This is a genomic window from Pseudomonas cremoricolorata DSM 17059 = NBRC 16634 (assembly GCF_000425745.1).
GTDB classification, from domain to species: domain Bacteria; phylum Pseudomonadota; class Gammaproteobacteria; order Pseudomonadales; family Pseudomonadaceae; genus Aquipseudomonas; species Aquipseudomonas cremoricolorata.
Map to the genome: position 1 here is coordinate 254,071 of NZ_AUEA01000008.1, position 17,519 is coordinate 271,589.

Here is a 17,519-nt window from a genome sequence, read left to right on the forward strand (position 1 = left end):
TGACACATGAGCAGAAAGTATTTCGGCACCGACGGTATCCGCGGTCGCGTCGGCCAGTTCCCCATTACCCCGGATTTCATGCTCAAGCTCGGCTGGGCCGCGGGCATGGCCTTCCGCAAGCTCGGTCACTGTCGGGTGCTGGTGGGCAAGGACACGCGCATTTCCGGATACATGTTCGAGTCGGCGCTGGAAGCCGGGCTTTCCGCGGCGGGTGCCGATGTGATGTTGCTTGGCCCGATGCCGACCCCGGCCATCGCGTACCTGACCCGCACCTTCCATGCAGAGGCGGGCATCGTCATCAGTGCTTCGCACAATCCGCATGACGACAACGGCATCAAATTCTTCTCCGGCAAGGGCACGAAGCTGCCTGATGACGTCGAGCTGATGATCGAAGAATTGCTCGACCAGCCGATGACGGTGGTGGAATCGAGCAAGCTGGGCAAGGTGTCACGCATCAACGACGCAGCTGGGCGCTATATCGAATTCTGCAAGGGCAGCGTGCCGACCGGCACCAGCTTCGACAGCCTCAAGCTGGTGGTGGACTGCGCCCACGGTGCGACCTACAAGGTTGCTCCCAGCGTATTCAGCGAGCTGGGAGCGGATGTGACCGTGCTGCACGCACAGCCCGACGGCCTGAACATCAACGAGGGCTGTGGCTCGACGCATATCGAATCGCTGCAGGCAGCGGTGCTGGACGGTCATGCCGATCTGGGTATCGCCTTCGATGGCGATGGCGACCGTGTGCTGATGGTCGATCACACCGGAACCGTGGTCGAGGGCGATGAGCTGCTGTTCCTCATCGCCCGTGACCTGCAGGATCGCGGCAAGCTGCAGGGCGGCGTCGTCGGTACGTTGATGAGCAACCTGGGGCTGGAGCTGGCCCTCAAGGATCTGGACATTCCCTTCGCCCGGGCCAAGGTCGGTGATCGCTACGTGATGGCTGAACTGCTCGAGCGTGAGTGGTTGCTGGGGGGAGAGAATTCCGGGCATGTCGTGTGCGGCAACTACACCACCACAGGCGATGCGATCATCGCGGCGCTGCAAGTGCTGATGGCCCTCAAGCGCCGTGGCGAAACCCTCGCTCAGGCGCGTCAAGGCCTGCGCAAGTGTCCCCAGGTGCTGATCAACGTGCGCTACAGCGCAGGTCAGGACGACCCGCTGGAAAACCCTGCGGTGCAGCAGGCCAGCGCAGAAGCGACCGAAGCGATGGCCGGGCGAGGCCGGGTACTGTTGCGCAAGTCTGGCACTGAGCCATTGGTGCGGGTCATGGTCGAGGGCGATGACGAAGATCAGGTTCGTGGTCATGCGCAAACCCTGGCCAAGGTAGTCGAGCAAGTTTGTGCTTGAAAGTTGCTTGCCAGCGCGTTTCTGGTTGGGTAAGATCTGCGCCCACTTCGACCTACGAGGTAGAGCATGCGTCACCCCATGGTAGCTGGTAACTGGAAAATGCACGGTAACCGCGCCGGTGTCGCAGAGCTGCTCGAAGGGCTGCGAAACATGCCCTTGCCACGTGGTGTGGAAGTTGCGATTTTTCCGCCAGAGTTATTCATCGAGCGTGCGATTGCAGCGCTTGAAGAGGGCGGAATCAGCGTAGGTGCACAGAATTCTGCAATACAGCCCGAGCAGGGCGCGCTGACCGGGGAAGTTGCTCCCGAGCAGTTGGCTGAAGTCGGTTGCAAGTTGGTGTTGGTTGGGCATTCCGAGCGTCGTCAGATTCTGGGCGAGAGTGAAGAAGTTCTTCAGCGCAAGTTTGCAGCGGCCCAGGCCAGTGGTTTGATGCCAGTGCTGTGTATTGGGGAAACCCTTGAAGAGCGCGAGGCGGGCAAGACGCTGGAAGTGGTAGGGCGTCAACTCGGTAGTATCGTCGATGAGTTCGGTGCTGCAGTGTTTGCCAATGCGGTAATTGCCTATGAGCCTGTATGGGCCATCGGTACTGGCCTTACGGCCACGCCACAGCAAGCGCAGGATGTGCACGCCGCCATCCGCGCCCAGCTGGCGGCGAAGGATGCCGAAGTGGCCGCCAACGTGCGGTTGCTCTACGGCGGCAGCGTTAAGGCGGCCAATGCCGCTGAACTGTTCGGCATGCCGGATATCGATGGGGGGCTCATTGGTGGAGCGTCCTTGAACGCAGACGAATTCGGTGCAATTTGTCGCGCCGCAGGAAACTGAAATGCTGGAAACAGTCGTAGTTGTGTTTCATCTGTTGGCTGCACTGGCGCTCGTGGCGCTGGTATTGATGCAACAGGGTAAAGGTGCGGAAGCAGGGGCATCTTTCGGCGCAGGGGCTTCAAATACTGTGTTCGGAAGTCAAGGTTCTGCTACCTTCCTAAGTAAATTTACTGCTATACTTGCTGCCACTTTCTTTCTGACTGCACTTGGGTTAGGATACTTCGCAAAGGAACAGGCTCACCAGCTGTCCCAAGCAGGTTTGCCAGATCCAGCAGTTCTTGAAGTTAAAGAACAGAAGTCTGAAGTAAATGATGATGTCCCAATGCTCCAAGAGCAGAAGAGCGAAACCACCCAGCAAGGTGATGTACCTCCTCCGGTTGAAGAGCAGAAGTAACGGGTTTCATTGAGTCGTATTGCCGAGGTGGTGGAATTGGTAGACACGCAACCTTGAGGTGGTTGTGCCCATAGGGTGTAGGGGTTCGAGTCCCCTTCTCGGTACCAATTGAAGCTTGAGAGCCCGCTTTAGCGGGCTTTCTTGCAGGTGGAGGTTGGATTGACCCTGCAAGGGGTTCGGTCTTATACTTTCGCCCCAGCTTTGTCGCGGGGTGGAGCAGCTTGGTAGCTCGTCGGGCTCATAACCCGAAGGTCGTTGGTTCAAATCCAGCCCCCGCAACCAGCTTTGGCTAAGCCCCTTTTCAGGGGCTTTTTGCTAACCGAACAGTTTTCGGCGTCGTTGTCCAACGGCGCTTTCAGGGATGGGCGTTTCGCCCATTTTTTATTTGCACAGCATGCACGAGGGGGTTCAGGTGTCGAGCAAGCTAGAACAGTTGCAGGCCTTGTTGGCCCCGGTTGTCGAGGGTCTGGGCTATCAATGCTGGGGGATCGAATACGTTTCCCAGGGTAAGCATTCGGTATTGCGCATCTACATCGACAAGGAAGGCGGCATTCTGGTGGACGACTGTGAATCGGTCAGTCGCCAGGCCAGCGCCATCCTCGATGTGGAAGATCCTATCAGCAGCGAATACACCCTCGAGGTGTCTTCTCCTGGCATGGATCGCCCACTGTTCACCTTGGAACAGTTTGCCTCGCATGCCGGCGAACAAGTGAAGATCAAGCTGCGTATCCCTTTCGAGGGCCGACGCAACTTCCAAGGCCTGCTCCGTGGTGTGGAGGATCAGGATGTGGTCGTCCAGGTGGATGACAACGAGTTCCTGTTGCCGATCGATTCGATCGACAAGGCCAATATTATTCCCAGTTTTGACTGAGACGTGCCGGGCCCGCCGGATTATCCGGGTCCAATGGCTTGCGCAAGGCGAGGCGTACGATGAGCAAAGAAGTATTGCTGGTTGTTGAATCGGTATCCAACGAAAAGGGTGTACCCCCTGGCGTCATTTTCGAGGCGCTGGAAGTGGCTTTGGCCACTGCAACCAAGAAACGTTTTGAAGACGAAGTCGATCTGCGTGTGGAAATCAACCGCCACACCGGTAGCTACGAGACTTTCCGTCGCTGGACCGTCGTGGACGAAGATGCCCTGGACGATCCGGCCATCGAGACCTGGCCGAGCAAGATCCACCTGACCCACCCTGAAGCCCAGGTTGGTGATGTGATCGAGGAAAAGATCGAGTCGATCGAGTTCGGTCGTATCGCTGCACAGACCGCCAAGCAGGTGATCGTGCAGAAAGTTCGTGAAGCCGAGCGCGCCCAAGTGGTCGACGCCTATCGCGAGCGGGTCAACGAGATCATCTCCGGTACCGTCAAGAAGGTCACCCGCGACAATGTCATCGTCGACCTTGGCAACAATGCCGAGGCGCTGCTGGCGCGCGAAGACATCATTCCACGTGAGACTTTCCGGGTAGGCGTGCGTCTACGTGCCCTGCTCAAGGAAATCCGCAGCGAAAACCGCGGCCCGCAGCTGATTCTGTCGCGCACTGCGCCGCAGATGCTGATCGAGCTGTTCCGCATCGAAGTGCCGGAAATCGCTGAAGGTCTCATCGAAGTCATGGCCGCCTCCCGTGATCCGGGTTCGCGTGCCAAGATCGCCGTCCGCTCCAAGGACAAGCGCATCGATCCGCAAGGTGCCTGTATCGGCATGCGTGGTTCGCGTGTACAAGCCGTGTCCGGCGAGCTGGGTGGTGAGCGTGTCGATATCGTCCTCTGGGACGATAACCCGGCACAGTTCGTCATCAACGCCATGTCGCCGGCTGAGGTCGCGGCGATCATCGTTGATGAAGATGCCCATGCCATGGACATCGCTGTCGCCGAAGACAACCTCGCCCAGGCCATCGGTCGTGGCGGGCAGAACGTTCGTCTTGCCAGTCAACTGACCGGCTGGACCCTGAACGTGATGACCGAGAAGGATATCCAGGCCAAGCAGCAAGCAGAAACTGGCGACATCCTGCGTAATTTCGTTGAAGAACTGGAAGTCGACGAGGAGCTGGCACAAGTGCTGGTCGACGAAGGCTTCACCAGCCTTGAAGAAATTGCCTACGTACCGTTGGAAGAAATGCTCAACATCGATGGCTTCGACGAGGAAATCGTCAACGAGCTTCGCGCTCGTGCCAAGGACCGCTTGTTGACCAAAGCCATCGCTACCGAAGAAAAACTGGCAGACGCCCATCCGGCCGAAGACCTGCTCTCCCTTGAGGGTATGGATCCGGACCTGGCAGCGGAACTGGCGGTGCGCGGCGTGGTTAACCGCGAAGACCTGGCCGAGCAGTCGATTGACGACCTGCTCGACATCGACGGCATCGACCAAGAGCGTGCCGGCAAGTTGATCATGGCCGCGCGAGCCCACTGGTTCGAGTAATTAGGCGTGGCCTGAGGAGAGAAGTGCATGACGCAAGTCACGGTGAAAGAACTGGCCCAAGAGGTCGAGGCACCGGTAGAGCGCCTGCTGCAGCAGATGCGTGAGGCAGGTCTGCCACACACCGACGCCGGTCAGATAGTGACCGACAACGAGAAGCAGGTACTGCTGAGCCATCTGAAAAGCAGCCACAAGAGCAAGGCGGAAGAGCCGCGCAAGATTACCTTGCAGCGCAAGACCACCAGCACCCTGCGTGTCGCCGGTAGCAAAAGCATCAGCGTAGAAGTACGCAAGAAGAAAGTATTCGTTCAGCGCAGCGCGGAAGAAATCCAGGCTGAGCAGAAGCGTGAGCTCGAAGAGCGTCGCGCGGCGGAAAACGCCGAGCGTGCCAAGAGCGAGGCGGACACCCGTCAGCGCGCCGAAGAGCAAACCCGTCGCGAAGCGCCCGCTGCAGCAGCTCCGGCAGCCGCAGCGTCGCCTGCCGCAGGATCGCCTGCCGCAGGTTCGCCTGCCGCAGCACCCGCTCCGGCAGCTGCGCCGGCTGTTGCCGACGCGCCGATGGCCGATGACGCCGCAGCCCGTGCTGCCGAGCGCAAGAAAGACGAGACTCGCCGTAACGAGACCCGCACCCGTGAAGACGATCGTCGTGGCGGCGAGCGTCGTGGCGAAGCGCCGCGCGTGTCGATCAAGGTCAAGGTGAAGGAAAAAGAGAAGGCGCCGACGCCGCGTGCCGCGCCGCGCACTACCGACGAAGAGAGCGATGGCGCTCGTCGTGGTCGTGGTGGCAAAGGCAAGCTGAAGAAGCGTAACCAGCACGGCTTCCAGAGCCCGACTGGCCCGCTGGTGCGTGATGTCACCATTGGCGAGACCATCACCGTCTCCGAGCTGGCGCAGCAGATGTCGGTCAAAGGCGCTGAAGTCGTCAAGTTCATGTTCAAGATGGGCACCCCGGTGACCATCAACCAGGTGCTGGACCAGGAAACTGCCCAGTTGATCGCCGAAGAGCTGGGCCACAAGGTCACGCTGATCAGCGATTCCGCCCTGGAAGACTCCCTGGCCGAGTCGCTGAAGTTCGAAGGCGTGGTCGAGTCGCGTGCTCCGGTCGTCACCGTCATGGGTCACGTCGACCACGGCAAGACTTCCCTGCTCGACTACATCCGTCGTGCCAAGGTCGCTGCTGGCGAGGCCGGTGGTATCACCCAGCACATCGGTGCCTACCACGTGGAAACCGACCGCGGCATGGTCACCTTCCTCGATACCCCGGGTCACGCTGCGTTCACCCAGATGCGCGCCCGTGGTGCCAAGGCTACCGACATCGTCATCCTGGTGGTGGCTGCGGACGACGGCGTGATGCCGCAGACCCGTGAAGCCGTTCAGCATGCCAAGGCAGCTGGCGTTCCACTGGTGGTGGCAGTCAACAAGATCGACAAGCCGGGTGCCGACCTCGATCGCATTCGCAACGAACTGTCTGTCGAAGGCGTGACTTCCGAGGACTGGGGTGGAGACACGCCATTCGTCAAGGTCTCGGCGAAAATGGGTACCGGTGTCGACGAACTGCTCGAAGCCGTGCTGCTGCAAGCCGAGATCCTCGAGCTGACCGCCACGCCGACCGCACCAGGTCGTGGTGTCGTGGTCGAGTCGCGTCTGGACAAGGGTCGTGGCCCGGTTGCCACCATCCTGGTTCAGGACGGCACACTGCGTCAGGGCGACATGGTCCTGTGCGGCTCCAACTATGGCCGCGTGCGTGCCATGCTCGACGAGAACGGCAAGCCTGTGAAGGAAGCTGGTCCGTCGATTCCGGTCGAGATTCTCGGCCTGGACGGCACCCCGGAAGCCGGTGACGAGCTGTCGGTGGTGGCTGACGAGAAGAAAGCCCGTGAAGTGGCGATGTTCCGTCAAGGCAAGTACCGCGAGGTCAAGCTGGCCCGTGCTCACGCCGGCAAGCTGGAAAACATCTTCGAGACCATGGGTCAGGAAGAGAAGAAGACCCTCAACATCGTGCTCAAGACCGATGTTCGTGGTTCGCTCGAGGCCCTGCAGGGTTCGCTCGGCGGCCTGGGCAACGACGAAGTGCAGGTCCGTGTGATTGGTGGCGGTGTCGGTGGTATCACCGAGAGCGATGCCAACCTGGCCCTGGCCTCGAACGCGGTGCTGTTCGGCTTCAACGTGCGTGCCGATGCCGGTGCGCGCAAGATCGTCGAGCAGGAAGGTCTGGATATGCGTTATTACAACGTGATCTACGACATCATCGAGGACGTCAAGAAAGCCCTGACCGGCATGCTCGGCAGCGATGTTCGCGAGAACATCCTGGGTGTGGCCGAAGTGCGTGACGTGTTCCGTTCGCCGAAGTTCGGCGCCATCGCTGGCTGCATGGTCATCGAGGGTACTGTGTACCGCAACCGTCCGATCCGCGTTCTGCGCGAGGACGTGGTGATCTTCGAAGGCGAGCTGGAATCGCTGCGTCGCTTCAAGGACGATGCTGCCGAAGTGCGTAACGGCATGGAGTGCGGTATTGGCGTCAAGAGCTACAACGACGTCAAGGTCGGCGACAAGATCGAGGTCTTCGAGAAAGTCCAGGTGGCACGTACCCTGTAAGGGTCGTGCCGGGCGCAGCCCCATCCCGTCGGGGATGGCCGCGCCTCACAAGGTAACGCCCGGTCAGGCACACGCCTCGCCGGGCGTTTGCCGCTTGAGAAACAGGTAGTAAGAATGGCAAAAGAATATAGCCGTACCCAACGCATTGGCGATCAGATGCAGCGCGAGCTGGCCGAGCTGATCCGCCGTGAAGTCAAGGACCCGCGCGTCGGCCTGGTGACCATCACCGCCGTCGACGTCAGTCGCGACGTTGGCCATGCCAAGGTATTCATCACCGTCATGGGCGGCGATGATGCCGACGCCGTGCCGCAAACCCTCAAGGCATTGAACAATGCCGCGAGCTTCCTGCGCTTGCACCTGGGTCGTGCCATGCAATTGCGCAGTGTGCCGCAGCTGCACTTCCACTACGACGAAAGCGTCAGCCGCGGTGTGCACCTGTCGGCGCTGATCGAGCGTGCGGTGGCTGAAGATCGCCTGCATCAGCAGGGCGATGAGTCGGACACCAAGGAGTAAGCCGGTGGCGCAGGTCAAACGTATCCGCCGCAACGTCAGCGGCATCATCCTGCTCGACAAGCCATTGGGGTTCACCTCCAATGCCGCGTTGCAGAAAGTGCGCTGGTTGCTCAACGCGGAGAAGGCCGGCCACACCGGCAGCCTCGATCCGCTGGCCACCGGCGTGCTGCCGCTGTGCTTCGGCGAGGCGACCAAGTTTTCCCAGTACCTGCTCGATTCCGACAAGGGTTACGAGACGGTCATGCAGCTTGGGCAAACCACCAACACCGCCGATGCCGAAGGCGAAGTGCTGCGAACCCGCGAAGTGACCGTCGGTCGCGCCGACATCGAAGCGGCATTGCCGGCGTTTCGCGGCCCGATCAGCCAGGTACCGCCGATGTACTCGGCGCTCAAGCGCGATGGCCAGCCACTGTACAAGCTCGCCCGTGCAGGAGAGGTAGTGGAGCGCGAGGCGCGTTCTGTTACTATTACGCGCCTGGAACTGCTGCACAGTGAAGGTACTCGCGCACGCTTGTCGGTTGGCTGCAGCAAAGGCACCTATATCCGCACGCTGGTGGAAGATATCGGCGAGGTTCTGGGCTGCGGCGCGTATGTCGCCGAGCTGCGTCGGACACAGGCAGGGCCCTTCGAACTGGCCCAGACGGTGACCCTCGAAGCGCTGGAGCAGGCCCACGCGGAAGGTGGCAACGAGGCGCTCGATCGCTTCCTGTTGCCCGCTGATAGTGGTTTGCTCGACTGGCCGCTGGTGTGCCTGTCGGCCAACAGTGCGTTCTACTGGCTGCACGGCCAAGCGGTAAGAGCTCCGGATGCGCCACAGTTCGGCATGGTCCGGGTGCAGGATGACAACGGCCGCTTCATCGGTATCGGTGAAGTGAGCGAAGACGGGCGCATTGCGCCGCGTCGACTGATTCGGTCGGAATGACCGAACACCACAGGCAAGGGCCTTGGTCCGAGCCTGTGGATAAAAGGGTGGCTGTTATTAGGCGCGGTCACGCCTTCTTACTTACAGCGGGGTCTTCCCCGGCCTATTGGAACGCGCTTGCGGGTTCCGTTTATCAGGAGAAGCCAAATGGCACTCAGCGTTGAACAGAAAGCTCAGATCGTTGCCGATTATCAGCAAGCCGCCGGTGACACCGGTAGCCCGGAAGTACAGGTTGCTCTGCTGACCGCCAACATCAACAAGCTGCAAGGCCACTTCAAGGCCAACGACAAAGACCACCACTCCCGTCGTGGTCTGATTCGTATGGTCAACCAGCGTCGTAAGCTGCTGGACTACCTGAAGGGCAAAGACGCCACGCGTTATAGCGCCCTGATCGGTCGCCTGGGCCTGCGTCGCTAATAGCGGCCCGGCCAGTGGTGTGCATGGCGTGTCGCAGGCTTCGGCAAGGCTGCTGGTCAGCAGTGCCGTCGGACACGCCAGGCGTATTTTCGAGGTTGGCAGCCTGACAGCGCCTGGCGGTTCTACCGCTGGGCAGTCAGGCTCCCAGCCTCGTGTTGTATCTGGACGGTCGTTGGGGCCGATTCCCCATGCTGCCCAAGCATTCGCAAGAAACCAGTTCCCCCAGAGCCATAGAGAAGGTAGGAAACCGTGAACCCGGTAATCAAGACATTCCAGTTCGGTCAGTCGACCGTCACGCTAGAAACCGGCCGTATTGCCCGTCAGGCAAGCGGCGCTGTGCTGGTCACCGTCGATAACGATGTCACCGTGCTGGTGACCGTGGTCGGTGCCAAGCATGCCGACCCAAGCAAGGGCTTCTTCCCGCTGTCGGTGCACTACCAGGAAAAAACCTACGCCGCGGGCAAGATTCCCGGTGGCTTCTTCAAGCGCGAAGGCCGTCCTTCGGAAAAAGAGACGCTGACCTCGCGCCTGATCGACCGTCCGATCCGTCCGCTGTTCCCGGAAGGCTTCATGAACGAAGTGCAGGTCGTCTGCACCGTGGTCTCCACCAGCAAGAAGACCGATCCGGACATCGCTGCGATGATCGGTACCTCGGCCGCCCTGGCCATCTCCGGCATTCCTTTCGAAGGCCCGATCGGCGCAGCCCGCGTTGCCTTCCATGAGAGCACCGGCTACTTGCTCAACCCGACCTACGAGCAACTGGCTGCCTCCAGCCTGGACATGGTCGTGGCCGGTACCGCCGATGCCGTACTGATGGTCGAGTCGGAAGCCGAAGAGCTGACCGAAGACCAGATGCTGGGCGCCGTGCTGTTCGCCCATGACGAGTTCCAGGCCGTGATCAAGGCCGTCAAGGAGCTGGCTGCCGAAGCCGCCAAACCGACCTGGGACTGGAAACCCGCGGTAGCCAACACCGCGCTGTTCGACGCCATCCGCGCCGAATTCGGCGAAGCCGTTTCCCAGGGCTACACCGTCACCGTCAAGGCCGACCGCTACGCGCGCCTGGGCGAGCTGCGTGATCAGGCGATCGCCAAGTTCTCCGGCGAAGAAGGCCAGCCGACCGCCGCTCAGGTCAAAGAGATCTTCGGTGAAATCGAATACCGCACCGTTCGCGAAAATATCGTCAACGGCAAGCCGCGTATCGACGGTCGTGATACCAAGACCGTGCGTCCGCTGAACATCGAAGTCGGCGTTCTGCCAAAGACCCACGGTTCGGCACTGTTCACCCGTGGCGAAACCCAGGCCCTGGTCGTCGCGACCCTGGGTACTGCCCGTGACGCGCAGCTGCTCGATACCCTCGAAGGCGAGAAGAAGGACCCCTTCATGCTGCACTACAACTTCCCGCCGTTCTCGGTCGGTGAGTGTGGTCGCATGGGCGGCGCTGGCCGTCGTGAAATCGGTCACGGCCGTCTGGCTCGTCGGTCCGTCCAGGCCATGCTGCCGGCTGCCGACGTGTTCCCGTACACCATCCGCGTGGTGTCGGAAATCACCGAGTCCAACGGTTCCAGCTCCATGGCTTCGGTCTGCGGTGCTTCCCTGGCCCTGATGGACGCCGGTGTGCCGATGAAGGCGCCGGTTGCCGGTATCGCCATGGGTCTGGTCAAGGAAGGTGAGAAGTTCGCCATCCTGACCGACATCCTCGGTGACGAAGACCACCTGGGCGACATGGACTTCAAGGTTGCCGGTACCGCCAAGGGCGTTACCGCACTGCAGATGGACATCAAGATCAACGGCATCACCGAAGAGATCATGGAAATCGCTCTGGGCCAGGCCCTGGAAGCGCGCCTGAACATCCTCGGCCAGATGAACCAGATCATCGCCACCTCGCGTACCGAGCTGTCGGCCAACGCACCGACCATGATCGCGATGAAGATCGACACCGACAAGATTCGTGACGTCATCGGCAAAGGCGGCGCAACCATTCGCGCCATCTGCGAAGAGACCAAAGCGTCGATCGACATCGAAGACGACGGCTCGATCAAGATCTTCGGCGAGACCAAGGACGCTGCAGAGGCGGCGCGTCAGCGCGTGCTGAGCATCACTGCCGAAGCCGAGATCGGCAAGATCTACGTCGGCAAAGTAGAGCGCATCGTCGACTTCGGCGCCTTCGTCAACATCCTGCCTGGCAAGGATGGCCTGGTGCACATCTCGATGCTCAGCAACGAGCGCGTCGAGAAGGTCACCGACATTCTCAAGGAAGGTCAGGAAGTCGAAGTGCTGGTACTGGACGTGGACAACCGCGGCCGTATCAAGCTGTCAATCAAGGACGTAGCGGCGGCGAAAGCTTCCGGCGTCTGAGTCTGATCAGGCAGTGAACGGAAAGGGCCCCTCGGGGCCCTTTCTTTTTGCCTGCGATATTCATTGGTGGACTTGCATCTTGCATGCAGGATTTGAGGTTGGCTTGCAAAATGCACGAAGCGTCAAACGCTCTGTTTATTTAAGCTATTGATATTAAAGGATTTTATTTATGGGTCTGAGCTGGCACAGGCCGTGCAATATCACTACTACCTGCTGCCGGAGACTACGGTGCAGACCTTTCGAAAAACAGGAGTGTCTTGTATGAAGAAGTTCGCTATCGCTGCTGCCGCCGCCGCTATGACTCTGACTATGACCAACGCTGCCTTCGCGGCTCAGCAGACTTCGCAGGCACCAATGGTGCTTGCAGCTGGCGAGGTTACCAAGGCCAAGGAAGAAACTAGCGATACCTGGATCACCACCAAGGTCAAAGCTGACCTGCTGACTGAAAAAGGCATTCCAGGTTCCGACATCAAAGTTGAAACCAGCAAGGGTGTAGTTGCCCTCTCCTCGAAAGACGGCGTCACCTTGACTTCGGCTCAGAAAGAGACCGCAGTCGCTATCGCCAAGAAGATCAAAGGCGTTAAGAGCGTCACCGCCGAAGCCCTGAAAACTCAGTAAGCTTCTGCATGGGCCCGAAGGAACGGGCTAAGTCCAAAAAAAGCCCCGGCGTAGAGCTGGGGCTTTTTGCATTCAGAGCATCAGTGAAATTCAGTAGCGCTCAGCGCTTATCCCGCATCCAGGTGCAACGGGGTAATGACCTTGCCGTCCTTCTCCGCCTTGCCCAGCGTGGTGTCGATGAAGTACACGCGATCATCGGCAAGCCCGCCCTTGTCTACCAGATAATCCTTGATGCTGCTGGCCCGGTCCTGCCCCAGTTGCCGTTGCAATGCGGCACTTTCGGTCCAGGACTTGAGCACCGCATCGCGCAGGTTGCGGGTGCGTTCTTCGCGGCTCAGTTGCTCCCACTCGGCGGGCGGCTGCTGTTTCAGACGGCTGCGGTAGATGCCTTCGAGCATCGCGGGCTTGTCGTCGTCAGCCACTGCGATCATCGACGCGTTGGCGGGAACCTTGTCGCCACGGCGTTGCAGAATCTTGTACCAGGTGGCCTGGTATTCGCGGTCCAGGCGCTGCTGGGCGAGCAACGGCCCATCGCTGGACTGGGCACTGGTGCCTTCGATTTCCAGACGCAGTTGCGGGCGCTGCTTGAGGCCGGTGGCCAGGGTGTCGAGCGCCGCCCGCGCATCGCTGCTCAGCTCGCTGGAACCGGGGGCGAAGGCCACCGTGCTGAGGTCTTGCGAGTGTCCGCCAGACACCAGCCCGCCGATGAACTTGAACGGCGACTGCGCGGCGCGCAGGACCAGGTTGCGCAGGGTCTGCCAGACGATGGGCATGACGCTGAATTGTGGATTGTTGAGATCGCCAGTGACCGGCAACTCCAGGGAAATCCGTCCTTGAGTGTCCTTGAGCAGCGCCACCGCCAGCCGCACTGGCAGGTTGAGCGCGTCCGGGCTGTCGACGCGGTCACCTAGCTGCAACTGCTCGACCAATACGGTGTTTTCGGCCTTGAGCTGGCCATTGCTGATCAGGTAGTGCAGGTCGAGGTTCAGGCGTCCCTTGCGAATGCGATACCCGGCGAACTTGCCAGAGTAGGGCGTCAGGGTGGTCAGCTCGACGCGGCGGAAGCTGGCGGCGATATCCAGGCTCTCCATGAAGTTGAACGGGTTGAGCGCGCCATGAATGATCACTGGCGCGTAGCGGTCGACTTTACCTTGAATGTCGACCTTGGCAGGTGTTGGCTGGCGGTTGTCGATGGTGCCGACGCTGCCATTCAACTGCTGCGCTGCGGTGGCGAAGTTGGGGGTCAAGGTCAGGTCGGCGAAGTTGGCCGAGCCATCGACGATATCGATCTGGCCGATGCGAATGCCCAGAGGCCGTTCGTTGCTCGGGGCTTTGCTACTGGTTGGCGCGGCTGCAGGGCTATTGGCCGGCTGCGGGATGACCAGGTCATCGATGTTGGTGCTGCGGTCTTCGTTGATGATGAAGCGCGCGTAGGGCTGGGTGAGCGTTAGCTTGGCGATCGAGACGGCGTCACCGTGCACATAGCGAATGCCGTCGGCACTGACCCGCTGCCACTTGAGCAAGTCGCGGTTCTTGATGGTATCGAGGGTGTGCAACTGATCCACCTGGGCGTTGCCGGTCACGTTCAAGGCCAGGGGCGCAGTACCTTGCAGATCGAGCTTGAGCTGGCTGGCGAGCATGCCGCTGCGCAGCTCCAGCAGGATGTAGGGGTTTATGTAGGCCTGGGCGATGCGCAGGTCGATGTCCTGGGTGTTGATGTCGAGCTTGGCGCTGACCGGTGCCAGGTTCACTTGCCCGCTGGCCTGCAACTTGCCCTGCTTGCCCACCCCGGTGTCGAGCTTGAGGTCGAAGGGCGAGCGGTTGAGGCTGTCGTAGCCGGTCATGTTCAGATTCAGCGGGCCGAGCTCTAGCGTTACCGGCTCTTTCTGGCTGCGGTCGGCGAGGTGGATCATGGCATTGCGCGTCTGCACGTCCTTGAGCAGCACCTGCCAGGGCTTGCCCGGCGCAGCGTCTGCCTTGGGCTTGGCTTTGGCTTTCGGTGCCGCGGTGGCCGGCGCGGCTTTCTCTTTGGCGCTGGGGGTGCCGGGCTGGCTGGCGAACAGCACCTGCCAGTCGAGCTGGCCGTCGCGCTCCAGCGCCGCCCAGGTTTCCAGCTTCTGGCTGCGAATTTTGCCGATCACTACACGTTGTTTGGCCAGGTCCAGCGAGGCATCGCTGACTTGAAGGCTCGCCAACCTCGCCAGTTGACGGCCATCGGGTGCCTTGATGGCGAACGGCGCAACCTTCAGCGAGGTTTTGTCGAGCAGCAGCTCGGTGTCCTTGGCGAGGTTCAGGCGGTAGTGGGTGTCGAAGCTCATCACGCCATCCTGCAACACCAGCGGCAGTGCGTCGCGCACGTAGGGCCACCACAGTTTCATCTTGGCGTCGGTGATCTTCAGCGTGCCTTCGGAGGCGATCGGCGCCAGGCTCAGGCTACCGGCCCAGTCGATACGTCCGCCGGCCGGGCTTTTCGCCACCAGGGTCATGTCGGCGTTGTCGTTGGCCAGGGTGCTGAGGTTCTTCAGCTCAAGATTCATCGAGTCGTAGAGGAACTCGATCGGCTCGCTGGGACGCAAGTCACGAAAGTGCAGGTAGCCTTCGTTGAGCTTGAGGCTGGCGATGCGCAGTGGGAAGGGGTCGCTCGGGGGCTGTTCAGGTTGTGCTTCGCTCGGCGGCAGGGTGAACAACTGGGTCAGGTTCAACTGGCCATTCTTGGCGAACAGCAGCTCCGTGCGCGGCTTGTCCAGCTCCACGGCCTGCAGCTGCAAAGTGCGCTTCCACAGGCTGTCGAGTTGCAGATTGGCATACAGGCGTTCGAAGCCGACCTGTGGCTTGCCCGGCTCACCGATCTCCAGCCCCCACAGGGTCAGTTCGAGGCTGAACGGGTTGAATTCGATACGCTGCAGGTGCGCAGGGGCGTTGGCGTACTGGGCCAGTTGCTGGTTGGCGATACGCAGCGCGACGCCGGGCAGCACCAGAAAACCGAGCAGGCTATACAGAGCCACAAGGGCGACCAAGGCGCAGAGGGCGCGGAACAATCCTTTGAGCATGGAGAGGCGTCGTCAGTCGCGAGCGGGAGAGGTTGGAGTATGGCACGGGACAACGGTTCCGCTGTACCTGTGGAAAACCCAAGCCGCTCCCGGCTGTGTCGACTCAGCGGTTCAGGCGCTGATCGATCAACCCCTGGACCACGCTGGGGTCGGCCAGGGTCGAGGTATCACCGAGCGTGTCCAGTTCATTGCAGGCGATCTTGCGCAAAATCCGTCGCATGATCTTGCCTGAGCGGGTCTTGGGCAGCGCCGGGGCCCACTGGACCAACTCGGGTTTGGCGAAGCTGCCGATTTCCTTGCTCACCAGGCTCAGCAACTCGGCCTTGAGCGTATCGTCCGCCGTCACCCCATCCATGGGCGTGACGAAGGCATATACGCCTTGGCCCTTGAGGTCGTGCGGGTAGCCCACCACCGCAGCCTCGGCCACGCGCGGGTGCAGCACCAGTGCGCTCTCGACCTCTGCGGTACCGATGCGGTGCCCGGAGACATTGATGACGTCATCGACCCGTCCGGTGATCCAGTAATCGCCCTGTTCATCGCGACGCGCACCGTCGCCGGTGAAGTAGTAGCCGGCGAACGGCTTGAAGTAGGTGTCGACCATACGCTGCTGGTCACCGTAGACACTACGGATCTGCCCCGGCCAACTGGCCTTGATCGCCAGCAGCCCTGCGCCCGGGCTGTCGATGACTTGGCCTTGCTCGTCGAGCAGCACCGGTTGCACGCCGAACAGCGGTTGCGTCGCGCAACCGGGCTTGAGCTGTCGGGCGCCGGGCAGTGGGCTGAGCATGATGCCGCCGGTTTCGGTCTGCCACCAGGTATCGACGATCGGGCAGCGTTGTTTGCCGACCTCATCGAAATACCATTGCCAGGCTTCCGGGTTGATCGGCTCGCCGACACTGCCGAGCAGGCGCAGGCTTTCGCGTGAGGTGCTGCGCAGCGGCTGCGCTCCTTCGCGCATCAGTGCGCGCAGGGCGGTGGGGGCGGTGTAGAAGATATTCACCTGATGCTTGTCGACGACCTGCCAGAAGCGCGAACTGTCCGGGTAGTTGGGCACACCCTCGAACATCAGCGACGTAGCGCCGTTGGCCAGCGGGCCGTAGACGATGTAGCTGTGTCCGGTGACCCAGCCGACATCGGCGGTGCACCAGAACACCTCGCCTTGGCGGTAATCGAACACCACCTCGAAGGTCAGCGCCGCCTGCAACAGGTAGCCGCCGGTGCTGTGCAGCACGCCTTTGGGTTTGCCGGTGCTGCCTGAGGTGTAGAGGATGAACAGCGGATCTTCCGCGCCCATGGCTTCAGCTGGGCAGTCGTCCGAAGCTTGCGCCGTGGCGGCGGCGTAGCAGACATCGCGCGCATCATTCCAGTCCACCTCGGCGCCGGTGCGCCTGACCACCAGCACGCTCGATACCTGCGGACAACTGGCAAGGGCTTTGTCGACATTGTGTTTCAGCGCAATGCGTTTGCCGCCGCGCACGCCCTCGTCGGCTGTGATGACGGTGCGGCAGTCGGCGTCGAGAATGCGGTCGCGCAGGGCATCGGGCGAGAAGCCACCGAACACCACCGAATGCACGGCGCCGATGCGCGTGCAGGCGAGCATGGCGTAGGCAGCCTCGGGCACCATCGGCATGTAGATGCACACGCGGTCGCCCTTGCCGACGCCGCGGGCCTTGAGCACGTTGGCCAGGCGACAGACCTGGCGATGCAGTTCGCGGTAACTGATGGCCTTGCTGTCACTGGGTTCATCGCCTTCCCACAGCAGCGCGGTCTGCTCGCCACGGCTGGGCAGGTGGCGGTCGATGCAGTTATAGCTGACGTTGAGCTGGCCGTCCTCGAACCAGCGCGCCTCGCCGGTGTGGATATCGCACTCTTGCACCTGAGTGAAAGGCTTGGACCACTCCAGGCGCTTGGCCTGTTCGCTCCAGAAGGTATCGGGGTCGTCCACCGACTGGCGGTAAAGACGCTGGTACTCGGCCTGACTGAGGCGGGCGTTCTGGCTGGTGGCGAAGGCATGGGGATAGCGACTGAGATCGAACATGGCGGGTGGTCCTGCTCTTGTAGGTCGTCAGGACAGTCT

General features: G+C 61.2%; 13 protein-coding genes and 2 tRNA genes. 13 read left to right on the forward strand and 2 right to left on the reverse strand.

Translation table 11 applies throughout. From position 1 onward, the window contains the following. The first annotated feature begins 6 nt into the window (after nt 1-6). From glmM to H618_RS0111120, 13 genes are all read left to right on the forward strand, one after another. On the forward strand, nt 7-1,347 hold the full coding sequence (gene glmM, locus H618_RS0111060) for a phosphoglucosamine mutase (RefSeq protein ID WP_028695128.1): 1,341 nt from the start codon (nt 7-9) through the stop codon (nt 1,345-1,347). Between the two features lie 66 nt (nt 1,348-1,413). Further along, nucleotides 1,414-2,169 (forward strand): triose-phosphate isomerase, encoded by a 756-nt coding sequence (gene tpiA, locus H618_RS0111065; protein WP_028695129.1) that lies wholly within the window; start codon nt 1,414-1,416, stop codon nt 2,167-2,169. Between the two features lies 1 nt (nt 2,170). Then, complete coding sequence (secG, locus tag H618_RS22470) at nt 2,171-2,563, forward strand: preprotein translocase subunit SecG (protein ID WP_081673763.1); 393 nt, start codon at nt 2,171-2,173, stop codon at nt 2,561-2,563. Between the two features lie 21 nt (nt 2,564-2,584). Then, a tRNA-Leu gene (locus tag H618_RS0111075) sits at nt 2,585-2,670 on the forward strand. A 98-nt stretch (nt 2,671-2,768) separates the two neighbouring features. Further along, nucleotides 2,769-2,845: transfer RNA gene (locus H618_RS0111080), tRNA-Met, on the forward strand. A gap of 130 nt (nt 2,846-2,975) precedes the next feature. Beyond that, nucleotides 2,976-3,434 carry a ribosome maturation factor RimP gene (gene rimP / locus H618_RS0111085; RefSeq protein WP_028695130.1) on the forward strand — a complete coding sequence of 153 codons (459 nt, stop codon included), beginning with the start codon at nt 2,976-2,978 and terminating at the stop codon, nt 3,432-3,434. 59 nt (nt 3,435-3,493) lie between these two features. Further along, nucleotides 3,494-4,975: a transcription termination factor NusA gene (nusA, locus tag H618_RS0111090; protein ID WP_028695131.1), complete on the forward strand. Its 1,482-nt coding sequence runs from the start codon at nt 3,494-3,496 to the stop codon at nt 4,973-4,975. Nucleotides 4,976-5,002: 27 nt separating this feature from the next. Beyond that, nucleotides 5,003-7,567, forward strand: a complete 2,565-nt coding sequence (gene infB, locus H618_RS0111095; protein WP_028695132.1) for a translation initiation factor IF-2 — start codon at nt 5,003-5,005, stop codon at nt 7,565-7,567. A gap of 114 nt (nt 7,568-7,681) precedes the next feature. Then, entirely contained in the window at nt 7,682-8,080 is a 399-nt protein-coding gene (rbfA, locus tag H618_RS0111100) for a 30S ribosome-binding factor RbfA (protein WP_028695133.1), read from the forward strand. A gap of 4 nt (nt 8,081-8,084) precedes the next feature. Further along, nucleotides 8,085-9,002, forward strand: a complete 918-nt coding sequence (truB, locus tag H618_RS0111105) for a tRNA pseudouridine(55) synthase TruB (protein WP_028695134.1) — start codon at nt 8,085-8,087, stop codon at nt 9,000-9,002. A 147-nt stretch (nt 9,003-9,149) separates the two neighbouring features. After that, nucleotides 9,150-9,419 carry a 30S ribosomal protein S15 gene (rpsO, locus tag H618_RS0111110; protein WP_028695135.1) on the forward strand — a complete coding sequence of 90 codons (270 nt, stop codon included), beginning with the start codon at nt 9,150-9,152 and terminating at the stop codon, nt 9,417-9,419. Between the two features lie 249 nt (nt 9,420-9,668). Then, entirely contained in the window at nt 9,669-11,774 is a 2,106-nt protein-coding gene (gene pnp, locus H618_RS0111115; RefSeq protein WP_028695136.1) for a polyribonucleotide nucleotidyltransferase, read from the forward strand. Between the two features lie 261 nt (nt 11,775-12,035). Next, a complete protein-coding gene (locus H618_RS0111120) occupies nt 12,036-12,392 on the forward strand; it encodes a BON domain-containing protein (protein WP_028695137.1) in 357 nt (118 codons plus the stop codon). Nucleotides 12,393-12,499: 107 nt separating this feature from the next. Here H618_RS0111120 and H618_RS0111125 read toward each other — a convergent pair whose 3' ends face one another. Further along, a complete protein-coding gene (locus H618_RS0111125) occupies nt 12,500-15,442 on the reverse strand; it encodes a DUF748 domain-containing protein (protein WP_028695138.1) in 2,943 nt (980 codons plus the stop codon). Between the two features lie 103 nt (nt 15,443-15,545). Next, nucleotides 15,546-17,480: an acetate--CoA ligase gene (gene acs, locus H618_RS0111130; RefSeq protein ID WP_028695139.1), complete on the reverse strand. Its 1,935-nt coding sequence runs from the start codon at nt 17,478-17,480 to the stop codon at nt 15,546-15,548. Nucleotides 17,481-17,519: the final 39 nt, after the last annotated feature.

Bases quoted from the DNA above. Each gene is read 5' to 3' on its own strand.
- glmM (WP_028695128.1), top strand. From the start codon at position 7: ATGAGCAGAAAGTATTTCGGCACCGACGGTATCCGCGGTCGCGTCGGC.
- tpiA (WP_028695129.1), top strand. From the start codon at position 1,414: ATGCGTCACCCCATGGTAGCTGGTAACTGGAAAATGCACGGTAACCGC.
- secG (WP_081673763.1), top strand. From the start codon at position 2,171: ATGCTGGAAACAGTCGTAGTTGTGTTTCATCTGTTGGCTGCACTGGCG.
- nusA (WP_028695131.1), top strand. From the start codon at position 3,494: ATGAGCAAAGAAGTATTGCTGGTTGTTGAATCGGTATCCAACGAAAAG.
- infB (WP_028695132.1), top strand. From the start codon at position 5,003: ATGACGCAAGTCACGGTGAAAGAACTGGCCCAAGAGGTCGAGGCACCG.
- rbfA (WP_028695133.1), top strand. From the start codon at position 7,682: ATGGCAAAAGAATATAGCCGTACCCAACGCATTGGCGATCAGATGCAG.
- rpsO (WP_028695135.1), top strand. From the start codon at position 9,150: ATGGCACTCAGCGTTGAACAGAAAGCTCAGATCGTTGCCGATTATCAG.
- H618_RS0111120 (WP_028695137.1), top strand. From the start codon at position 12,036: ATGAAGAAGTTCGCTATCGCTGCTGCCGCCGCCGCTATGACTCTGACT.
- H618_RS0111125 (WP_028695138.1), bottom strand. From the start codon at position 15,442: ATGCTCAAAGGATTGTTCCGCGCCCTCTGCGCCTTGGTCGCCCTTGTG.
- acs (WP_028695139.1), bottom strand. From the start codon at position 17,480: ATGTTCGATCTCAGTCGCTATCCCCATGCCTTCGCCACCAGCCAGAAC.